The organism is Oerskovia sp. Root918 (assembly GCF_001428945.1).
GTDB classification, from domain to species: Bacteria; Actinomycetota; Actinomycetes; order Actinomycetales; family Cellulomonadaceae; genus Oerskovia; species Oerskovia enterophila.
On sequence record NZ_LMJG01000001.1, the window covers coordinates 25,825 to 45,159 of the forward strand.

The 19,335-nt window shown below is 72.6% G+C and carries 14 protein-coding genes; 12 read left to right on the plus strand and 2 right to left on the minus strand.

The window, feature by feature from the left end:
* The first annotated feature begins 249 nt into the window (after nucleotides 1-249).
* From ASE27_RS00125 to ASE27_RS00145, 5 genes are all read left to right on the plus strand, one after another.
* The gene (locus tag ASE27_RS00125; RefSeq protein WP_056644416.1) at nucleotides 250-1,560 is read left to right on the plus strand and encodes an ABC transporter substrate-binding protein; all 1,311 of its coding nucleotides are present in this window, start codon (nucleotides 250-252) and stop codon (nucleotides 1,558-1,560) included.
* Nucleotides 1,561-1,758: 198 nt separating this feature from the next.
* Complete coding sequence (locus ASE27_RS00130) at nucleotides 1,759-2,712, plus strand: carbohydrate ABC transporter permease (protein ID WP_056644419.1); 954 nt, start codon at nucleotides 1,759-1,761, stop codon at nucleotides 2,710-2,712.
* A complete protein-coding gene (locus tag ASE27_RS00135) occupies nucleotides 2,709-3,656 on the plus strand; it encodes a carbohydrate ABC transporter permease (RefSeq protein ID WP_231907780.1) in 948 nt (315 codons plus the stop codon). Before ASE27_RS00130 ends, ASE27_RS00135 begins: the two co-directional genes overlap by 4 nt.
* The gene (locus ASE27_RS00140; protein WP_235535308.1) at nucleotides 3,653-5,533 is read left to right on the plus strand and encodes a beta-galactosidase; all 1,881 of its coding nucleotides are present in this window, start codon (nucleotides 3,653-3,655) and stop codon (nucleotides 5,531-5,533) included. Before ASE27_RS00135 ends, ASE27_RS00140 begins: the two co-directional genes overlap by 4 nt.
* Nucleotides 5,534-5,585: 52 nt before the next feature.
* A complete protein-coding gene (locus ASE27_RS00145) occupies nucleotides 5,586-9,920 on the plus strand; it encodes an endo-alpha-N-acetylgalactosaminidase family protein (protein WP_082608333.1) in 4,335 nt (1,444 codons plus the stop codon).
* A 120-nt stretch (nucleotides 9,921-10,040) separates the two neighbouring features.
* On the opposite strand, the gene ASE27_RS00150 is transcribed toward ASE27_RS00145, so the two are convergent.
* A complete protein-coding gene (locus ASE27_RS00150; protein WP_082608334.1) occupies nucleotides 10,041-11,360 on the minus strand; it encodes a GTP-binding protein in 1,320 nt (439 codons plus the stop codon).
* Nucleotides 11,361-11,474: 114 nt separating this feature from the next.
* Here ASE27_RS00150 and rpmB point away from each other — a divergent pair, with 114 nt between their 5' ends.
* The 7 genes from rpmB (at nucleotide 11,475) to ASE27_RS00185 (ending at nucleotide 18,584) form a co-directional block, all read left to right on the plus strand.
* Complete coding sequence (gene rpmB / locus ASE27_RS00155) at nucleotides 11,475-11,711, plus strand: 50S ribosomal protein L28 (protein ID WP_056644422.1); 237 nt, start codon at nucleotides 11,475-11,477, stop codon at nucleotides 11,709-11,711.
* Complete coding sequence (rpmG, locus tag ASE27_RS00160) at nucleotides 11,711-11,878, plus strand: 50S ribosomal protein L33 (RefSeq protein WP_056644425.1); 168 nt, start codon at nucleotides 11,711-11,713, stop codon at nucleotides 11,876-11,878. Before rpmB ends, rpmG begins: the two co-directional genes overlap by 1 nt.
* A gap of 10 nt (nucleotides 11,879-11,888) precedes the next feature.
* The gene (gene rpsN, locus ASE27_RS00165) at nucleotides 11,889-12,194 is read left to right on the plus strand and encodes a 30S ribosomal protein S14 (RefSeq protein ID WP_056644428.1); all 306 of its coding nucleotides are present in this window, start codon (nucleotides 11,889-11,891) and stop codon (nucleotides 12,192-12,194) included.
* Nucleotides 12,195-12,242: 48 nt separating this feature from the next.
* A complete protein-coding gene (locus tag ASE27_RS00170) occupies nucleotides 12,243-12,548 on the plus strand; it encodes a type B 50S ribosomal protein L31 (protein ID WP_056644431.1) in 306 nt (101 codons plus the stop codon).
* 391 nt (nucleotides 12,549-12,939) lie between these two features.
* Nucleotides 12,940-13,221 carry an HU family DNA-binding protein gene (locus ASE27_RS00175; RefSeq protein ID WP_056644436.1) on the plus strand — a complete coding sequence of 94 codons (282 nt, stop codon included), beginning with the start codon at nucleotides 12,940-12,942 and terminating at the stop codon, nucleotides 13,219-13,221.
* Nucleotides 13,222-13,428: 207 nt separating this feature from the next.
* On the plus strand, nucleotides 13,429-14,724 hold the full coding sequence (locus ASE27_RS00180) for a YibE/F family protein (protein ID WP_082608335.1): 1,296 nt from the start codon (nucleotides 13,429-13,431) through the stop codon (nucleotides 14,722-14,724).
* 62 nt (nucleotides 14,725-14,786) lie between these two features.
* Nucleotides 14,787-18,584, plus strand: coding sequence for an SCO7613 C-terminal domain-containing membrane protein (locus ASE27_RS00185; RefSeq protein ID WP_056644440.1), 3,798 nt, complete (start codon nucleotides 14,787-14,789; stop codon nucleotides 18,582-18,584).
* 232 nt (nucleotides 18,585-18,816) lie between these two features.
* Here the strand turns inward: ASE27_RS00185 and ASE27_RS00190 are convergent, their stop codons facing one another.
* Entirely contained in the window at nucleotides 18,817-19,290 is a 474-nt protein-coding gene (locus ASE27_RS00190; protein WP_056644442.1) for an Lrp/AsnC family transcriptional regulator, read from the minus strand.
* Nucleotides 19,291-19,335: the final 45 nt, after the last annotated feature.

Genomic DNA, 19,335 nt, shown 5'->3' on the forward strand with positions numbered 1-19,335 from the left:
ATGTGCTCCGCAGCGTAGTGGACGTCAACACCGCAGGCCTGCCTGGCCCACGTCGCCGTCACCCAACTGTTACCTGTGTTGACCATAACAGTCAGAACATGCAGCGAAAAGTGACGGATTCACGCAGACCGAGCATCCAGATGTTGCAAGGGTTGTGATCCATATCAACGGTGTGTCAGAGTGTGCCCCACGCAGACCGCGGCGCCGTCGCCGCTCCATCCTCAGCACAGTGTGGTCAGAAGGAGAGTCATGAAGTCATCGATCATCAAGGCAGCCGGGGTCGCGTCGATCCTCACCCTCACGGTGGGCGGCCTGACCGCCTGCTCGTCCGACTCGACGTCCGGCAGCGGATCGGCCGAGGGCGACGGCAAGGTCAAGGAGGTCGAGGTCTGGACCTGGGCCGCCGGGTACGACGAGGCCGCGAAGGCGTTCAACGCCGCGCACGACGACATCCAGATCAAGTACACGCAGATCGAGCCCGGCAACAAGGGCGGCTACGACAAGATCCGCAACTCGATCACCGCGGGCAACGCCCCGTGCCTCGCCCAGGTGGGCTTCGAGACCCTCCCCAGCTTCGTCGCCGAGGGCAACGTCGTGGACGTCACCGAGTTCGCCTCGGCCGACAAGGACCTCTATGCCCCCGCAGGCTGGGCCGGCGTCTCGGTGGGCGACAAGATCTACGGCGCCCCGCAGGACCAGGGCCCCATGGTGATGTTCTACAACAAGACCGTCTTCGAGGCGAACGGCGTGGCCGTGCCGACCACGTGGGACGAGTACCAGGCCGCGGGCGAGCAGCTCAAGGCCGCGGGCGTCAAGCTCACGGGCACCTACGAGGACTACGACTACTCGGGCTTCGCCTGGCAGGCCGGCGCCCCTTGGTACGAGATCAAGGACGGCGCCTGGTCCATCACGCCCGACTCGCCCGAGAACCTCGAGGTCGCGAGCTACTGGCAGGGCCTGATCGACGCCGACCTGATCGGTGCGGGCATCTGGAGCGACGAGTGGTCCGCGGGCCTCGGTGACGGCTCGATCGCCACGATCGTGGGCGCGGCCTGGTTCTCCGGCATCCTCAAGGACTCCGCGGCGGCCTCGGCCGGCGACTGGGCCGTGGCCGAGCTCCCGCAGTGGGAGGCCGGCGACGCCAAGACCGGCAACGTGGGCGGCAGCCTCTCCGCGGTCCTCAAGGGCTGCGACGACCCCGAGGCCGCCTGGACCGTGGCCAACTGGCTCAGCACCGACCCGGGCTCGGTCGACTCGCTCATCGAGGGCGGCGGCGTCTACCCGGCCTCGGTCGCGGGCCTCGAGTCCGAGCTCCTCACCTCGGGTGACGACTACTTCGGCGGACAGGTCGTCGCCGACGTCTTCAAGACCGCCTCGGGTCAGGTCAACGAGGACTGGGCCTGGGGCCCCGGCGTCTCGACCCTGGTCGGCACGCTCGCCACGGGCATGAAGCAGGCCTACGCCAAGGAGGGCGGCGCGACCGTCGCGACCGCGCTCACGGGCGCCCGCGAGGCGACCGAGTCCGAGCTCAAGCAGCAGGGCATCGCCGTCAACGAGTGACCTGACGGTCCCGCACGAGCGGTGCGACCCGGTCTCGACGGCCGGGTCGCACCGACCGGCACAGCATCACCCGAGCATCACCGCATCACCGCAGCACAGCAGCAGAAGGCCCGACGACGCCACGCACCTCCGAGCACCGGTGCACCCTGGCGCGTGACGTCGTCGGGCACCACGACGCATCCCCCTGAGGAACCCACCATGACCACGAGCCTGACGTCGGCGGCACCGCCGCCGGTGGAGACCAAGCCCACGGCGGCCACGCCGCCCAGGCGGCCGCGCAGCCGGACCAGCCGGTACGCGATCTGGTTCGTCGGACCGTTCGTGGTGCTGTTCGTCGGGATGTACGTCGCACCGATCCTCTTCGCGCTCTACAAGAGCCTGTTCCGGATCCAGCGCGACGCGCTCGGCCTGGGCGGCACGCAGGAGATCTTCGACCCCCTGTTCAACTACGCGTACGCGCTGGGTGACGAGAAGTTCATCAGCTCGATCGGGCGCGTTCTCCTGTTCGGCGTGGTGCAGGTGCCCGTCATGCTGGTCCTCGCGCTCGGGATCGCGCTCCTGATCGACTCGGCCTCGGCCCGGGCCAAGGGATTCTTCCGGCTCTCGAGCTTCGCGCCCTACGCGGTGCCGACCGTGGTCTCGGCGCTCATGTGGTCGTTCCTCTACTCGCCCACCAACGGTCCCATGGGTCAGGTGCTCGGGTGGTTCGGGATCGAGGTCAACTTCCTCAGCCAGGGCCTCGCGCTGTGGGCCGTCGCCAACGTCGTGACGTGGGGCTGGACGGGCTACAACATGATCATCATCTACGCCGCGCTCCAGGGGGTCCCGGGCGAGGTGCTCGAGGCCGCCAAGCTCGACGGGGCCTCGCCGTGGCGCACCGCGTGGAGCATCAAGATCCCGCTCGTGCGGCCCGCGATCCTCCTCACCACGATCTTCTCGATCATCGGCTCGGCGCAGCTCTACAACGAGCCGTTCGTGCTCAAGCAGAGCACCGGGGCGATCGACGCGAGCTACACGCCGATCATGGCCGCGCAGGCCTCGCTCCAGTCGGCCAACTACCCGTACGCCGCAGCCCAGTCGGTGCTCCTCGCCGTGGGCGTGGCCGTGCTGTCCGTCCTCTTCTTCCGTCTGACGTCCAGGAGGTCCTCGTGACCACGAGCAGCGTGCCCGTCGTGGCCGAGAAGACCGCGGGCAACCGCCTGCGCCGCAAGCGCTCCGCCCCGAAGGGGACCCCGGACGGCCTGCGCAAGGACTCGATCGAGACCACGGCCACGAGCCGCATCGCGGTCACCGCGGTGCTCGCGCTGACCGCCGTGTACTTCCTGTTCCCCCTGTGGTGGCTGTTCGTCGCGGCGACCAAGGACGCCGGGTTCACGTTCGCGGGCAGCCCCCTGTGGTTCTCGAACTTCGACCTCTTCGGGAACATCCAGGACCTGTTCGCGTACAAGGACGGGATCTTCGCCGTCTGGATGGCGAACTCGGCGCTCTACTCGATCGTCGGCGCGGGGCTCGGGACGCTCATCGCGGTCGCGACGGGCTACGCCCTGGCCAAGTACGAGTTCCGCGGCAAGGGCCTGCTGTTCGGCGTGGTCCTCGGTGCGGTCCTCATCCCCAAGGTGCTGTTCACGCTCCCGCTGTTCCTCATGTTCTCCGCGACGGGCATCGTCAACACCTACTTCGCGGTGCTCCTGCCGAGTATCGTGAGCCCGTTCGGCGTCTACCTGGGCCGCATCTTCGCCGCGAGCTCGGTGCCCGACGAGGTCATCGAGGCCGCGCGTCTCGACGGTGCGAACGAGGGCCGCATCTTCTTCGGGGTCAGCCTCAAGATGATGGCCCCCGCGCTCGTCACGATCTTCCTCTTCCAGTTCGTCGAGATCTGGAACAACTTCCTGCTCCCCTCGCAGGTCCTCATCTCCGAGAACCTGCGGCCCGTCACGGTCGGGCTGGTGAGCTGGAACGCCCTGGTCCAGGCCGGCCAGATCGAGCGGCACATGGTCATCATCGGCGCGTTCGTGGCGGTCGTCCCGCTCATCGTCGCGTTCCTCTCCCTCCAGCGCTTCTGGCGCTCCGGACTTGCAGCGGGGGCTATCAAGTGAGCCAGCACGACCCAGCCGACCGGGCCTCGAGCCCGGCCGGCGGCCAGACCCTGCGCGCCGACGGCGCGACCCTCGTGCGCGACGGCGTGCCCCACCGGATGCTCTCGGGCTCGGTCCACTACTTCCGGGTCCACCCGGACCTGTGGGAGGACCGCCTCCTGCGCCTGCGCGCCATGGGCCTCAACACGGTCGACACCTACGTCCCGTGGAACTGGCACGAGGCCGCGCGCGGCACGTTCGACTTCACCGGGTGGCGCGACGTCGAGCGGTTCGTGCGCCTCGCGGGCGACCTGGGACTCGACGTGGTCGTGCGCCCCGGGCCGTACATCTGCGCCGAGTGGGACAACGGCGGCCTGCCCGCGTGGCTCACCGCGACGCCCGGGATCCGGCTCCGGTGCAGCGACGAGGCCTACCTCGCCGCGGTCGCGGCCTGGTTCGACGAGCTGCTGCCGCGCATCGCGGCGCTCCAGGCGAACCGCGGCGGCCCGGTCGTGGCCGTCCAGGTGGAGAACGAGTACGGCAGCTTCGGCGACGACCACGCCTACATGGCGTGGGTGCACGACGCGCTCGTGGAGCGCGGCATCGACGAGCTCCTCTTCACGGCGGACGGCCCCACGGACCTCATGCTCGACGGCGGTTCGCTCCCCGGCGTGCTGGCGGCGGCCACGTTCGGCAGCCGTCCCGGACAGGCGCTCGACAAGCTCACGGCCCGCCGCGGGGAGCAGCCGTTCGTGTGCGCCGAGTTCTGGAACGGCTGGTTCGACCACTGGGGCGACCCGCACCACGTGCGCGGTGCGGACAGCGCCGCGGCCGACGTGCGCGACCTCCTCGACCTCGGCGGCTCCGTGAGCCTCTACATGGCGCACGGTGGCACCAACTTCGGGCTCACGGCCGGAGCGAACCACGACGGGACCCGCCTGCAGCCCACGGTCACGAGCTACGACTCGGACGCCGCGGTCGCCGAGGACGGGAGCGTGACCCCCAAGTTCTTCGCGCTGCGCAAGGTCTTGTCCGAGCACGCCGCGCACGGGACCCGGATCCCCGAGGACGCCCAGGACGACCGGTGGATCGCGCCGTCGCCCAAGCTCGCCGCGCGCGCCCTGCCGCCCGTGAGCACGCGCCCGCTCCTGCCCGCGCTGCGGGCGTCGGGCGCTGCGGTCGTCCGGTCGTCGCCCCTGACGTTCGAGGAGCTCGGACAGAACGCCGGGCTCGTGCTCCACACGGCCACGCCCGTGCTCCCTCCGGGAGACAGCACGCTCTCGGTCCTCGGGCTGCACGACCGCGCGACGGTCTACGTCGACGGCCGGGAGGTCGGCGTGCTGGAGCGCGAGACCTCGCACCGCGGGCTCACGGTCCACGGGGAGGGCGTGCCCGTGCGGCTCGAGATCCTCGTGGAGAACCTCGGCCGCATCAACTACGGCCCCCGGCTCGGTGAGCACAAGGGGATCCTGGGCGACGTCCTGGTCGAGCGCCGGATCGTGCACGGCTGGACCTCGCGGTCGCTGCCGCTCGACCTGCTGCCCGTGGACGGGCTGTGGGCGGCGGGTGAGCCCGACGCCGCGGACGCCCCGAGCGTGCCCCGCGACGCCGTCGGGGCCCAGGGCGTCCTGGCCCGGACGGCCCTCGACCTCGACGAGCCCGCCGACACCTTCCTGACCCTGCCCGGCTGGACCAAGGGCTTCGTGTGGGTCAACGACGTGCTGCTCGGCCGCTACTGGGAGCGCGGCCCCCAGCACACCCTCTACGTCCCCGCGCCGCTGCTGCGCGCGGGGAGCAACACCGTCACGGTCCTCGAGCTGCACGCGGTCGGTTCCGACCTCGAGCTGACGGACGAGGCCGTCCTCGGCGAGCCCGAGGAGTACGTCGAAGAGCTGTGACGCCCGTCGGTCGGGGGACGGCCGATGAACTGCTATCGAAGGAGATCAGCACATGGTTCGACATTCCCCTGGCCCTCGGGCCGGTTCCCACCCGGGGGGCGCCTCGCGCCGTGCCCGCAGCCTCGTGGCGCTCGCGACCGCGGTGGTGGTGCCGTTCGCGGCGCTGCCCGCCGCGGCCGCGGCGGTCCACACCCCGGCGAGCAGCGCGACGTCGCTCTCTGCCCTCGGCCTGACGGCCGAGCAGGTCGCGGCCGCGAGCGTCGAGGGCGCGGCCACGCTGCGCTCGGCGCAGCTCGACGTCCAGGTCGCCGCGGACTTCCCGCGGGTCCTGAGCTACACCGACCGCGCGTCGGGTGCCTCGCTCGCGGGCAGCACCGCGACCGTCACGAAGGTGCGCCTCAACGGCACCGACCGGGCCGTCGCTGTCGAGGCGGGCGAGCCCGGCGAGACGAGCCGGGACTACCGCCTGACGTTCCCCGACCTCGCGGGCGTCAGCATCGACACGCGCCTCGAGGTCGAGGGCAGCGCCGTGACGTTCCGCGTCACGGGCGTGACCGACACCGAGGCGTTCCGCGTCGGGACCATCGAGGTCCCGGGCCACGACCTGCTCTCGGTCTCGTCGGCCGACCCGTCGGCCGTGGTCGCCTCGGCGGTCATCAGCCCGGACCGCGGCAAGGTCGGCGACACGTTCACGTCCGTCACGGGGCAGACCCCCGTCAACGCGAACCCGGTCGGGTCCGCGTACGCGATCGTGAGCACGAGCGCGCTGTCGGCCACGATCGTGACCAACAGCGTCTACGACGAGGCCAACGGCAAGGCCGCCGCGGACGGCAACCGCCTGCAGCGCCAGGCGCGCGCGGCCGACGGCGGCGTGCGCGTGGGCGTCTGGAGCGGCGCGTGGACCTACCGGGCCCAGGGCTCGCCGGTCACCGAGGAGCTCCCGTACGCGACCGTCGTCGTGACGGCCGACGCCAACGCCGACGACAAGGTCGACTGGCAGGACGGCGCGATCGCGTTCCGCGCGACCGCCCCCAAGGCGCTCGGCGCCGACCAGATCGCCGACCGCGTCGTGACCCACATCCCGTTCAACTTTGCCTCGCAGGCCACGCACCCGTTCCTGCGCACGCTCGACGACGTCAAGCGCATCTCGCTCGCGACCGACGGCCTGGGCCAGATGGCGCTGCTCAAGGGCTACGGCTCCGAGGGGCACGACTCCGCGCACCCCGACTACGGCGGCAACTACAACGAGCGCGCGGGCGGCCTCGAGGACATGAACACGCTGCTCGCGCAGGGTGGCGACTGGAACGCCGACTTCGGCGTCCACATCAACGCGACCGAGGCCTACGCCGAGGCGAACGCCTTCTCCGACGAGCTCGTCGACCCCTCGGCCAAGGGCTGGAACTGGCTCGGCCAGTCGTACTACATCGACCAGCGCCGCGACGTGAACAGCGGTGACCTGGCCGCACGCATCGGCCAGCTCGCCGACGAGACCCAGGGCAACCTGGACCTCCTCTACGTCGACGTCTACTACAACTTCGGCTGGCAGGCCCGCGCCCTCGCGGACGCGGCCCGCGCCAACGACCTCCAGATCGCGACCGAGTGGTCCGACAAGTTCGAGGCGAACTCGCTGTGGAGCCACTGGTCCGCCGACGAGAACTACGGCGGCGCCGCGAACAAGGGCCTGAACTCCCAGATCGTGCGCTTCATCGACAACGCCGAGAAGGACACCTGGAACCCGCACCCGCTGCTCGGCAACGCGCGGCTCGTCGAGTTCGAGGGCTGGACCGGGCAGACCGACTGGAACGCGTTCTACAAGAACATCTGGACGACCAACGTCCCGACCAAGTTCCTCCAGCACCAGGAGATCGTGCGCTGGGGCACCGACCGGATCGACTTCACGGGTGACGTCTCGGCCCGCGGCACGACCGCGGCCGACCGGCAGATCCTCGTCGGGGACGCCGTCGTCGCCCAGGGCGGCACCTACCTCCTGCCGTGGAACGCGTCCGACGCCCCCGGGCTCGAGGGAGAGGCTGCCGAGGGCAGCAAGCTCTACCACTACAACCCGGCCGGCGGCTCGACCACGTGGACCCTCACGGACGAGCTCGCCGGGGCCACGAGCCTGACCATGTACAAGCTCACGACCACGGGCCGCGAGAAGGTCGCGGACGTCCCGGTCACGGGCGGCAAGGTCACGGTCGACGCGACCGCGGGCCAGCCCTACGTGCTGTACCCGCAGGGCGTCGCGACCCCCTCGGCCGAGGACGTCGCGTGGGGCGCCGCGAGCGGCATCGTCGACCCCGGCTTCAACGCCGCGACGCTCGACGCGTACGAGACGACCGGCACCACGGGCATCGAGACGCTCGCCAACGGGCAGCGCGTCGCGACGCTCGGTGCGGGCGCCTCGTCGCTGAGCCAGCAGCTCGGTGAGCTCTCGACCGGGACCTACGCCGTGAGCGCGTGGGTCGAGGTCCAGCCCGGGAAGTCCCGCTCGACCACCCTGTCCGTCTCGGGCGAGGGCGTCGCGCAGAACGCGAGCACCGTCGTCGAGCGCTCGACCGCCAAGAACCTCGTCGCGGCCGACGAGAAGAACAACCGCTACTACCAGCGCGTCCAGGTGCTCGTCGACGTCACGGGCCCGGCCCGCCCGACGCTGACGGTCTCCGCCTCGGCGGGCGACGCCGTCGTGCGGGTCGACGACCTGCGCGTCGTGAGCGCCACGCGCTCGGTGGCCCCGGCCGTCGAGGGTGAGACCGGCACGGTCGTCGCGTTCGAGGACTTCGAGAACGTGCCCCAGGGCTGGGGACCGTTCGTCAAGGGCGACGCGGGCGGCGTGACCGACCCGCGCACGCACATCGCCCAGCGCAACGCGCCCTACACGCAGGCCGGCTGGAACGGGAAGCTCGTCGACGACGCGCTGTCCGGCGACTGGTCGCTCAAGGCGCACGAGGAGAACAAGGGCCTCGTCTACCGCACCGTGCCCAGCACCGTGAAGCTCGAGGCGGGGCGTCAGTACCGCGTGAGCTTCGACTACCAGTCGGGCAACGGCGGCGAGTACCAGTGGGTCACGGGCTACGACTCGGTCGCGAGCGGCGCCCCGGCGTCGGTCGAGACCCACGCGACCCCGCTGGGGCAGCAGCGCACGACCGCGACGTTCTCCGAGGACGTCGTGGCCAGCGGCTGCGGCGACACCTGGGTGGGGCTGCGCAAGCTCACCGCGGGCGGCAACCAGTCCGACCTGATCCTCGACGACTTCCGCGTCGTGGACCTGGGTCCGGCCGAGGCCACCCCGGCCTGCGCGTCCCTGACGGTGTCCCCCGGACCCGTCGCGTTCGAGCCCGACGTCGCGAGCACCGTCACGACGCGCCTCACGGTCCACGAGCCCGTGGCCGTCGCGGACGTCGCGGTGACGCTCGACGTGCCCGAGGGCTGGGAGGTCGAGGCGACCAACGCCTCGACCGCGGCCACGCTCCCGGCCGGCGGCGTCCTGACCACGACGTGGCAGGTCACCCCGCACGGCAAGATCACCGCCGACGCCTACACGCTCACCTCGGGCGGCTCGTACACGACCACGGCTGCGCCCGTCGGCGAGCGGTCGGTCGAGGCCGGCCAGTCGGTGTGGGTCGTCGTGCCGCCGAACGGTGGCGAGAACTGGGTCAGCGACCTGCCGTTCGTCTCGACGACCAACGGGTGGGGACCGGTCGAGCGCGACCTGTCCAACGGCGAGCAGGGCGAGAAGGACGGCAAGCCTCTCTCGCTGCGCGGCGTCGCGCACGAGAAGGGCCTCGGCACGCACGCGAACTCGTCGGTCCGGGTCTTCCTCGCCGCGCAGTGCGACGCGTTCACGGCGACCGTGGGGGTCGACGACGTCCAGGGCACCAAGGGCACGGTGCAGTTCAAGGTCGTGGGTGACGGCACCCAGCTCGCCCAGACCGAGGTGCTCAAGGGCGGCGGCAAGACCGTCGACCTGGACGTGCCGGTCACGGGGGTCCGCTACCTCGACCTGATCGTGACCGACGGCGGCGACGGCAACGGCAACGACCACGCCGACTGGGGCTCCGCCAAGGTGTCCTGTGCCGACCCGGTCGAGCCCGAGCCCGAGCTCGAGGTCACCACGGCGGCCAAGGCCCAGTGCACGGCCTCGCGCGTCCAGCTCGCGGTCCGCGCGGTCAACGAGGAGGACTTCCCGGTCGACGTGAAGATCTCCACGCCGTTCGGCACCAAGACCTTCCAGCAGGTCCAGCCGGGCAAGAGCGCCAGCCAGACGTTCGCGACCCGCAAGGACGCGATCGAGGCGGGCACGGCGACCGTGACGGCGACCGCCACGGTCGACGGCAAGGAGGTCACGACCACGATCGAGAGCGAGTACGCGGCCACGAGCTGCGGCTAGCCCGCGAGGCGTCCGCCGGGGGTGCTCCCGGCGGACGGACGGCGGCCGGTGCGAGCCGGCCGTCGAGCACCACGAGCAATGCCCCGGGACCCACGACGGTTCCCGGGGCCTTGCTCGTCCTCAGACGGCGTCGGTGCGCGCCCCGAGCCAGGGAGCGAGCACGTCCTCACGGCCGAGCCAGCGCAGCCCGCCGTCGGCGACCTCCTCGCGCGTCGCGAGGATCTCGGTGAACGCCGCGCGCAGCTCGTCGCGGTCCCCGGCCGAGTCGGCTGCCCCCGTGAAGACCAGCCGGGTCCGGGGCGCGAGGTCCTCCCACGTCCCGACCTCTCCGATGCTCAGCTGCCCGCCCGCGCCGTCCCACGCGCACATCGAGTCGGGCCGGTTGGGGACCCAGAACACGCCGCGGCTGCGCAGGCGCCCGGTCCCGAGGCGCCGGACCTGGTGCAGGAGGCGCTGCGGGTCGAACGGCAGGTCGGAGGACAGCTCGAGGGTCCAGGTCCCGGTCTCCTCGTCCTGCCCGACGACGGCGCGCGTCCCGAACGGGTGGGCGCGGCGCTCGGCGCGGGTCGCGTCGTGCGTCGCCGCGGACAGGTCCGCGAGATGCAGCCCGTCGAGGCTGTCGAGCAGGGTCGAGCCGTCGGCCATGAGCCTGTCGACGAGGCCCGATCCCGTGCGTGCGCTCGCGTGCCGCCTGTCCTGCGCGGCGTGGACCGCAGCGGACGCGCCCGGGTGGGAGGCGCCGTCGGGCAGGGGGCGTCGGGTGGGCGTCCCGGGACCGTCCAGGAGGGCCGGGCAGGGCGCGCCCGTCGTGACCACGAGGTCGGCGTGCTCGACCTGGGCCGCGAGCACCTCGCCGACCGAGCGGTGGTCGGCGGTGGTGAGCGCGAGGCCGCGCTCCTCGAGCAGGTCGTCGTCGAGGAGATCGGTCTCGACCGCGGCGAGGTCGACGACCGTGAGGACCGTGGCGAGCCGCAACCCGTCGAGCGCACCCCCTGGCCGGGTCGCGCCGCCCAGGGCCCGCGCGACCGGCAGCGGCTCGGCCGACACGGGCAGGGCGAGGAGCACCTGGTCCCAGCGTCCGTCGCGTGCGAGGCCGCGCAGCGTGGGGATCGCGTCCTCGCGGACCGCGCACGACAGGCACGCGTGCTCGAGGTCGACGAGCGTGTCCTCGACGACCCCGGTCGCGTCCACGACGAGGCGGCGCAGGGTCCCGTCCTCGGCACGGATGTCGTGGCGCAGGACGACCGACCGCGGGGTGTCGGTCACGAGCCCGAAGACCGTGGTGTCGCGCAGCACCGGGTCGATCGTGGCGAGCACGCTGAGCGGGACGCGGCCCGGCGGGTCGCTCGGGTCGGGGGCCGGGCCGCTGCTCGTCGAGGCCGGCGAGGCCGCGCGGCGGCTCGCTGCCGTGCCGGGGGCCCCGGGAATATCTGCGGGCATCTGGACGCTCCACCTCTACAGAGAACGGTTCTCATCAGTCGAGAGCATACCTCTTGACGAGAATCGTTCTCAGTAAGTACCGTCGGGTCTCCACGACCCACCGAAGGGAAGCTCATGTCCGCCGTCTGCCAGGTGCTCGGCACCTCGCCGGGGTTCGGCCGCTCGATCTCGCACTCGCACGTGCGGACCAGGCGTCGCTTCGACCCCAACATCCAGCACAAGCGCTACTGGGTGCCGTCACTGGGCCGGCATGTCAGGCTGAGAGTGAGCGCCCAGGGGATCAGGACGATCGACCGTCGAGGGATCGACGCGGTCGTCGCACGCATCATCGCTCGAGGGGAGAAGGTCTGATGGCAGCACGCACCGAGCTGCGTCCCGTGGTCACGCTGCGCTCGACCGCAGGGACCGGGTACACGTACGTGACCCGCAAGAACCGTCGGAACGACCCGGACCGGCTGACCCTGCTCAAGTACGACCCGGTCGCCCGGGCACACGTCGCGTTCCGCGAGGAACGGTAAGGGGAGCCGCATGGCCAAGAAGTCCAAGATCGCGCGCAACGAGCAGCGCGAGGTGATCGTCGCTCGGTACGCCGAGCGGCGCGCCGAGCTCAAGAGGATCATCGCGTCGCCCAGCGCCTCGGACGCCGAGAAGGAGGCGGCCGCGACGGAGCTGCGCAAGCAGCCTCGCGACGCGAGCGCGACCCGCCTGCGCAACCGCGACGTGGTCGACGGTCGTCCGCGCGCGTACAACCGGCGTTTCGGCCTCTCCCGCATCCGGCTGCGCGACATGGCGCACCGCGGGGAGCTGCCGGGCGTCACCAAGTCCAGCTGGTAGTCGACACCCGTCGAGAGCCCAGCAGTCGAGAGTCGTAGAGGAGCACCCATGAAGAAGGACATCCACCCCGAGTACGGACCGGTCGTGTTCCGCGACATCTCGGCCGACTTCGCGTTCCTGACGCGTTCCACCCTCGCGGGGACCAGCGCGTCGGGTCCTGGCCGTCCGGACAAGACGATCGTGTGGACCGACGGCAACACCTACCCGGTCGTCGACGTCGACATCTCGAGCGCGAGCCACCCGTTCTACACGGGTACCGCGCGCGTCGTGGACACCGCCGGCCGCGTCGAGAAGTTCCGTCAGCGCTACGGCAAGGGCGCCACGGGAGGTGCCGCGAAGAGCGAGGGCCGCTGAGCCGTCGCTCGTCGTCGGGCCGCGGTCGCCAGCTCGTGGCCAGGAGAGCCGCCCACCCCTCGGGGTGGGCGGCTCCGTGCGTACCGGGGCGTGCTGCAGCGCGCCGAGTGACGGCGAACGGGGCTGTGGGCGCGTCGTCGAGCGCCTCTCGCGTGTGCGGATCTTGTGCGCGTGGAGCTCCTCCGGGGGTCCCGGGGGCGCCAAGTAGGTCACATTCAGGGCAAAACGGGCAAGATTCCGCGTTCAGAGAAACACGTTCGGCGCGGAAACGCGCGGAAACCCCCGTAGATTCCTTAGTGTTGTCCACGAAGTCCCGCCTCACGGCTGGCAAACTGAGACCTCAACGTCGCGCGGTGCCCACCGCGAGGCGTGAACCGATGAAGGGATCCGCATGTCGCTCAACAAGTCTGAGCTCGTCTCGGCCATCGCCGCAAAGTCCGACCTGACCAAGGCTCAGGCCGAGAACGCCCTCAACGCGTTCCAGGAAGTCCTCGTCGAGTCGCTCGGCAACGGCGAGGCCGTCAAGGTCACCGGCCTGCTCTCGGTCGAGCGCGTCGAGCGTGCCGCTCGCACGGGCCGCAACCCCCGCACCGGCGAGGAGATCCAGATCCCCGCCGGCTTCGGTGTCAAGATCAGCGCCGGCAGCCTCCTGAAGAAGGCCGTCACCAAGTGATCCTCGCGGCGCGCTGAGGCGTGCCGCACCGCGGGGCCGCGCCCCGCACCACTGACACAGGCCCGGGTGCCCGACGACGTCGGGCACCCGGGCCTGTGTCGTGCCCTGGGTGCGTGGCGGTCGGGCGTGGAGCGCTAGCGATAACTGTTCTCATTCTCTAAGGTGGGCGGGTCCAGGGCGTGCGCCCGACCCCGACCGGAGGGCACCATGAGCGTCCCGCAGCACCCGACGAGGCGAGCACGGCGAGCACGGAGCGGTCCCGACCGCGGGGGGCACGCGCACGGCGACGGCCCGACGCCCCCTGCGAGCAGACGGGTCCGGCTCGTGCTCGCGGCGATCCTGGTCCCCGCGCTGGTGCTGACGATCGTCGGGCTCGTCGCGCTCTGGCCTCGCGGGGCCGACGTGCCGGACCAGATCCCGGTGACCGCCCAGGGCGCGTTCGTGGTGTTCGGCGAGGTGACCGGTGAGGCTGAGGTCGAGACCGGTCTGGTCCCCGTACGTCTCGACGACGGCACCGAGGTCGAGGTGGTCGCACCACCCGAGTACGTCCACCACGGCTTCGAGGTCGGCGACAGGCTCCGCCTCCTCCACATCGAGCAGGCTGCGGGCGACGGGGGGACCCCCTACGTCTTCCTGGACTTCGAGCGCGGCATCCCGATCGCCCTGCTCGCGATCGCCTACGCGGTCCTCGTGCTCGCGGTCGCCCGGTTGCGCGGGCTCGCGGCGCTCGCGGGGCTCGCCGTCGCGCTCGTCGTGATCGGGCAGTTCACGCTGCCCGCGCTGCTCTCGGGCCAGAGCTCCCTCTACGTGGCCCTCGTGACGTCGTCGGCCGTGATGTTCGTGGTGCTCTACGTGGCCCACGGGTTCACGGCCCGGACGTCGACCGCCATGGTCGGCACGCTCGTCGGTCTGGCGCTGACGGCCGTCCTGGCCGCGTGGGGCGCCCGGACCTCGCACATCACCGGGCTCACGTCCGAGGAGGCGCTCTGGCTCCCGTCCTACGCCCCCGCGATCGACCTCCAGGGCATCGCGATCTGCGGGATCGTCCTCGCGGGGATGGGCGTGCTCAACGACGTCACGATCACCCAGGCGTCGACCGTGTGGGAGCTGCGCGCGCTCGCGCCGGGCGCCTCACGGCGCGAGCTCTTCTCCCGGGCCATGCGGATCGGCCGCGACCACATCGCCTCGACCGTCTACACCATCGCGTTCGCGTACGTGGGGGCGGCCCTGCCGCTGCTCATGGCGGTCTGGCTGTCCGACCAGGCGCTCGGCGTGAGCCTGACCTCGGGGGAGATCGCCGAGGAGGTCGTCCGGACGCTCGTCGGGTCGATCGGGCTCGTGCTCGCGATCCCGCTCACGACCGCGATCGCGGCCGTGACGGTGCCGACGGGCGTGCTGGGCACCGTCGACGCCGCGGACACCGTGGTTCGTGCGGACACCTCGGGCGAGACGGTGGACCCGGACCGCGACGACGACCTGGCCCGGAGCACCCCCTTCACCTGATCGACACCGACACCCCACGGGACGGGCCGATGCCTGACCTGGGAGTTCGCCATGATGTGCGCATGAGCGAACAGTGGGTCGAGGTCGCGACGGAGCGGCTGCGCGACCAGCACGCGTGCCCCGGGTGCGGGACCGTCCTCACGTCGACCCGCTGCGAGGCGTGCGGCCTCGCCCTGTCGGGGCCGTGGGCGGTCGAGGTGCTGCGCGCGTCGCGCGACGCGGCCGCCGCGCTCGACCGGCGAGCCGCCGGTCTGCGCGCCCTGCGGTCCGCGGACGAGCGGCTCCGCGCCCAGGGGGCCCCGGCCCGCCCCCAGCCCCCCGTGCCCGTGGCGGGCGCAGCGCGCCGACCGGTGTACACCGCTCCCGCGGCACCGGCACCGGCACCGACCCGGTCGAGCGTCGGCCTCCAGCCCATCCTCGCGAGCGCGGGGGCCGGGCTGCTCGCGGTCGCGACGATCGTGTTCGTCTTCTTCACGCTCGCGGACGACCTCGCGGTCCGGGCGCTCGTCACGGGCGTCGTCACGCTCCTCGCGCTCGGGGCCGCCGTGTTCCTGCGCCTGCGGGGCATGGGCGCCTCGGCCGAGTCGATCGGTGCGCTCGGCGTCGTCCTGCTGCTCGTCGACGTCGAGCTGTTCCTGAGCGCCGGGCTGCTCGGTGGCACGGACCCGGCGCTCGCGCGCGGCATGCTGCTGCTCCTCGTCTCGGCGGGTCTGCTGGTGGCCGGGCACCTGGTGCGCATGCGGACCTGGAGCGCCGCCGGGCTGATCCTCGCCCCGGTGGTTCCCGTGGTCCTCGCGGGCGCGGTCGCCGGGGGCGCGTCCGGGGACCTCGGGACGGAGTCCGGGGTGTACGCGGTCGGCATGCTCGCGGCCTGCCTCGTGACCCTCCTGGAGCTGCCGGTCGCGCGCGTCTCGGGTACCAGGCTCGGATCCCGTCTGGTCGCGGAGACGACCGTGCTCCAGGTCGCGCGCTACCTCGTGTACCCGACCGCGCTCCTCGTCGGCATGGCCGTCCCGCCGGTCTCGTGGCTCCCCGGGTGGAGCGGCGCGGCCCTGGTCATGGTCGGGGGTGCTGCGACGGCCGCGATCCTGGCCCGGTGCACGGGGCAGCGGCTCTGGTGGTGGGTCACGGGCGCGGTGGCGGTCCTCGCGGCGGTGCTCCTCGGCGTCGGGCACTGGCCGTGGTCGATCGGCCTGGCCCCCGTCGCCGGACTCGCGGCCGGCGCCGTCCTGGTCGCGGCCGCGACGGCCGCGCGGGCCACGGCACGCTCCCGGGAGGCGCTCGTGACGGGCGCGCTCGTGGTCTTCGCGACGGCGACCCTCCCGGCGGTCGGGTACCTGGCCGCGCGCGTGCTGGTCGCGCTGACATCGGTCCGGGCGGCAGGTCCGCAGTGGTCGTTCACGGACGTCCCGCTCGCCCAGGACGGCGTGTTCGACGACGCGACGACGACGGCCGCGCTCGTCGGGGTCGGTGCGCTCGCCCTGGCGCTCCTCGGCCTGAGCGTGCTCCGCCTCGGGACGTGGCTCGGCTCGGGTGCCCGCGCCGGCCTGCCGTGGGTCGTGCTCTTCCTGCTCACCGGGATCGCGCTGCACCCGGCGTGGGCTGCGCTCACGTCGTTCGGGCTGCTCGCGGCCCTGGCCCTCGCGCTCCTCGTGCTCACCGACCGGTGGGCTGCGGCGCGCCGGGCCCCGTGGTTCGCAGCGGCGCTCGCGGGCACGTTCGCCCTGACGGGCATGGCAGCCGTCGTCTCCTGGGCGGCGCGCCCGACCGCGGTCCTGGGCGGCGCCGTCGTGCTGGGGCTCCTGCTGCTCGCCCGACGGGTCGTGCCCGCGGGGGTCCGCCCGTACCTCGTGGGCGTCGGCTACGGGTACGCGCTCCTGGTCCTGGGCATGACGCTCGGGTGGGCGGGCCTCGCGGGGGTCGAGGCGCTCGCGGTCGTGTCGGTCACGGCCTCGGTCGTGGCGATCGTCGTGACGCGCCTGCGGGCCGTCGACCGTCCCTCGTGGTGGGCCGTCCTGGTCACGACGTCGGTGCCGTTCGTCCTGGGCGTGGCCTCGGTCCTCGAGGAGCGCAGCTACTGGTCGACCGTGGCCGCCGCGACCATGCTCGCGCTCGAGGCCGTCCTGGTCCTGACACGACGCCCCGGGATGACGCGCGCCGTGCGGGTCGCGGCGGCCGGGCTCCTGCTCCCGACGGCCTCGGTCGTGCTCGTGTGCCTGGGCGCGGAGCTCGTCCCGGGCAGCGGGTCGCCCGTCGTGCTCCCGCTCGTCGCGATCCTCACGGCCGTCGCGGCCGTGGCCGTCCCGCAGGCCCTCGCGTTCCTCGGCGCGCGCGGGCTCCCGGACGCGCACACCGAGCCGGTCGGCCGGGCGGTCGAGGTCAGCACGCTCGTCACGTCCGCGGTCGCGGTCCTGCTCTCGCTGGTGCGCGTCTCGGCGGGGCCCGAGACCGCGATGATCGTGCTCCTGGTCCTGGGGACCGGCGCCGCGGTCGTCGCGGGTCGACCCGCCCGCCGCTGGACGTGGTGGCTCGCGGCCGCGCTGTGGGTCGGGGCGTTGTGGTCCTTGCTGAGCCTGCTCGGGGTCGGTCTCGTCGAGGCGTACACCGCGCCGCCCGCGCTCGCGGCGGTCGTGGTCGGCGGGATCCTCGCGCGTCGCGGACCGGGTGGTCGACGCCTGGTCGCGGGGGGCCTCGCACTGCTCGTGGTGCCGTCGCTGCTCGTCTCGATCCTCCTGCCCGACGCGGGTCCGTGGCGCAACCCCGTGCTCCTCGCCCTGGGGCTCGTGCTCGTCGTCGGTGGTGAGGTCGCCCGCCGGCTCGCGGCCCGCGGCACCCGCGTCAGCACCTCGTGGGCGAGGGATGCCGCGACGTACCTGTCGCTCGCCGCGGTGCTCGCGTCGGTCGGCGGCCTGGCCGCCGCGCTGCGGTTCGTCGCAGCCTCGGGGGGCGCCGGGGACGACCCGACGGCGACCTACCTCGGGGCGCTCGCCTGGTCCGCGGCCGGGGCCGCGCTCGCGGCGCTCGCGGGACACCGGGTGGTGTCGGCGGCGTCCACGGGGCCAGGGGCGACGGGCGCCGGGCCCGACGACGTCGCCCACCTCCGGCTCGCCCCCACGGCCCGGCGGTGGTGGGCCGCGCCCGCGATGGTGCTCGCCGTCGTCGGGCCCGTGGCCGCGGTCGGCGAGAGCTGGACCGCGATCGTCCTGACCTGGTCGCTCGAGGTCGCGCTCCTGGTGCTCGTCGTGCACACCGTGCGCCAGGCGCTGCGCACGACGGCGCCCGAGGACCTGCGCTGGCCTCCGGCGTGGTTCGTGTGGGGGCTCGCGCTCGTCACCGCGATCGGCGCTTGGTCCCCGCGCGAGCTGCGTGTCGAGGTCTTCTCCCTGCCCCTCGGGGCGGGCCTGCTGGTCGCGGGATACCTGGCGTTCGTGGCGTCGTCGGGTCCCGCGCCCGCGCCGGGACGAGCGCCGGTGGCGCGGCTCGCGGACTGGCCCGTCGGGTTCGTGGGCTCGTGGCGCACGCTCGCGGTCGGGATCGCCGCGACGCTGGGCCCCTCGGTCCTCGCGACCTACACCGACGCCCGGACCTGGCGGGCCGTGCTCGTGGTCGGGCTCGCGCTCGCGGCCGTGCTGGTCGGGACGCGCCTGCACCTCGCGGCACCGTTCGTCCTGGGCGTCGTGGTGCTCCCGGTCGAGATCCTCGTGGTGTTCGTGAGCCAGCTCGGGACGGCCATCTCGGCCGGGCCGTGGATGCTCACGCTGACCGCCGCGGGCGGGCTGCTGCTGATCCTCGCGGTCTACTACGAGCGGCGCATGGCCGCGTTCGACGGCGCTGCGGCGTACCTGCGCGACCTGCGGTGAGGACGGGGGAAGTGGTTGCCCCCGCTGACCCGGCCCACGCCGGGTCCGGGGGCTTGTGTCGGGGCTGTTCGGCTGACCAGGAGCGGCTCCTGCTCAGCGAACGCCGTTCCTGCCCAGCCGAACCTGCTCGTCGAGGGCTCCGCCCCCGGGCGCTGCCCCCCCGCCGCGGGCCCTCAGTCGCTGATCACTCCGCCGTCGACCCCTCTGCCGCTGACTCCGGCCCACGCCCTCGTCAGAGGGTCTTGCGCGCCCGCTCGATCAGCGGCCGCACCCGGTAGGGGATGAGCTCGCCCATCGAGAGCGAGGTCTCGGTGCGCTCGACACCGTCGATCGCGAGGATCGCGGCGTCGATGCGGAACAGGTGGTCCGTGGTGCGGCACGCGACCAGTACCCGCAGGTCCGACGTGCCCGAGCGGCCGTGGGCCTGGAGGACCTCGGGGATCTCCGCGAGCGTCGCCACGATGCGGCTCAGCTCCTTCTGCTTGACCTCGACCTCGATGAACGCCGTCAGCGGGTGCCCCAGGAACTCCGGGTCGATGCGCCGGTCGAAGTCGAGGAACGCACCGGCCTCCTCGAGGTGGGCCATGCGTGCGTGCACCGTGTTCCGCGAGAGCCGCAGGCGCTCGGCGAGCGCGACGATCGTGCCGCGCGGGTCCTTCGCGAGCGCGACGAGGAGATCGAGGTCGACGGCATCGTAGCTGCGCACAGTGTTCAGCCTATCCCTGTGACGCGCAGCACACTGCCCAGCCTT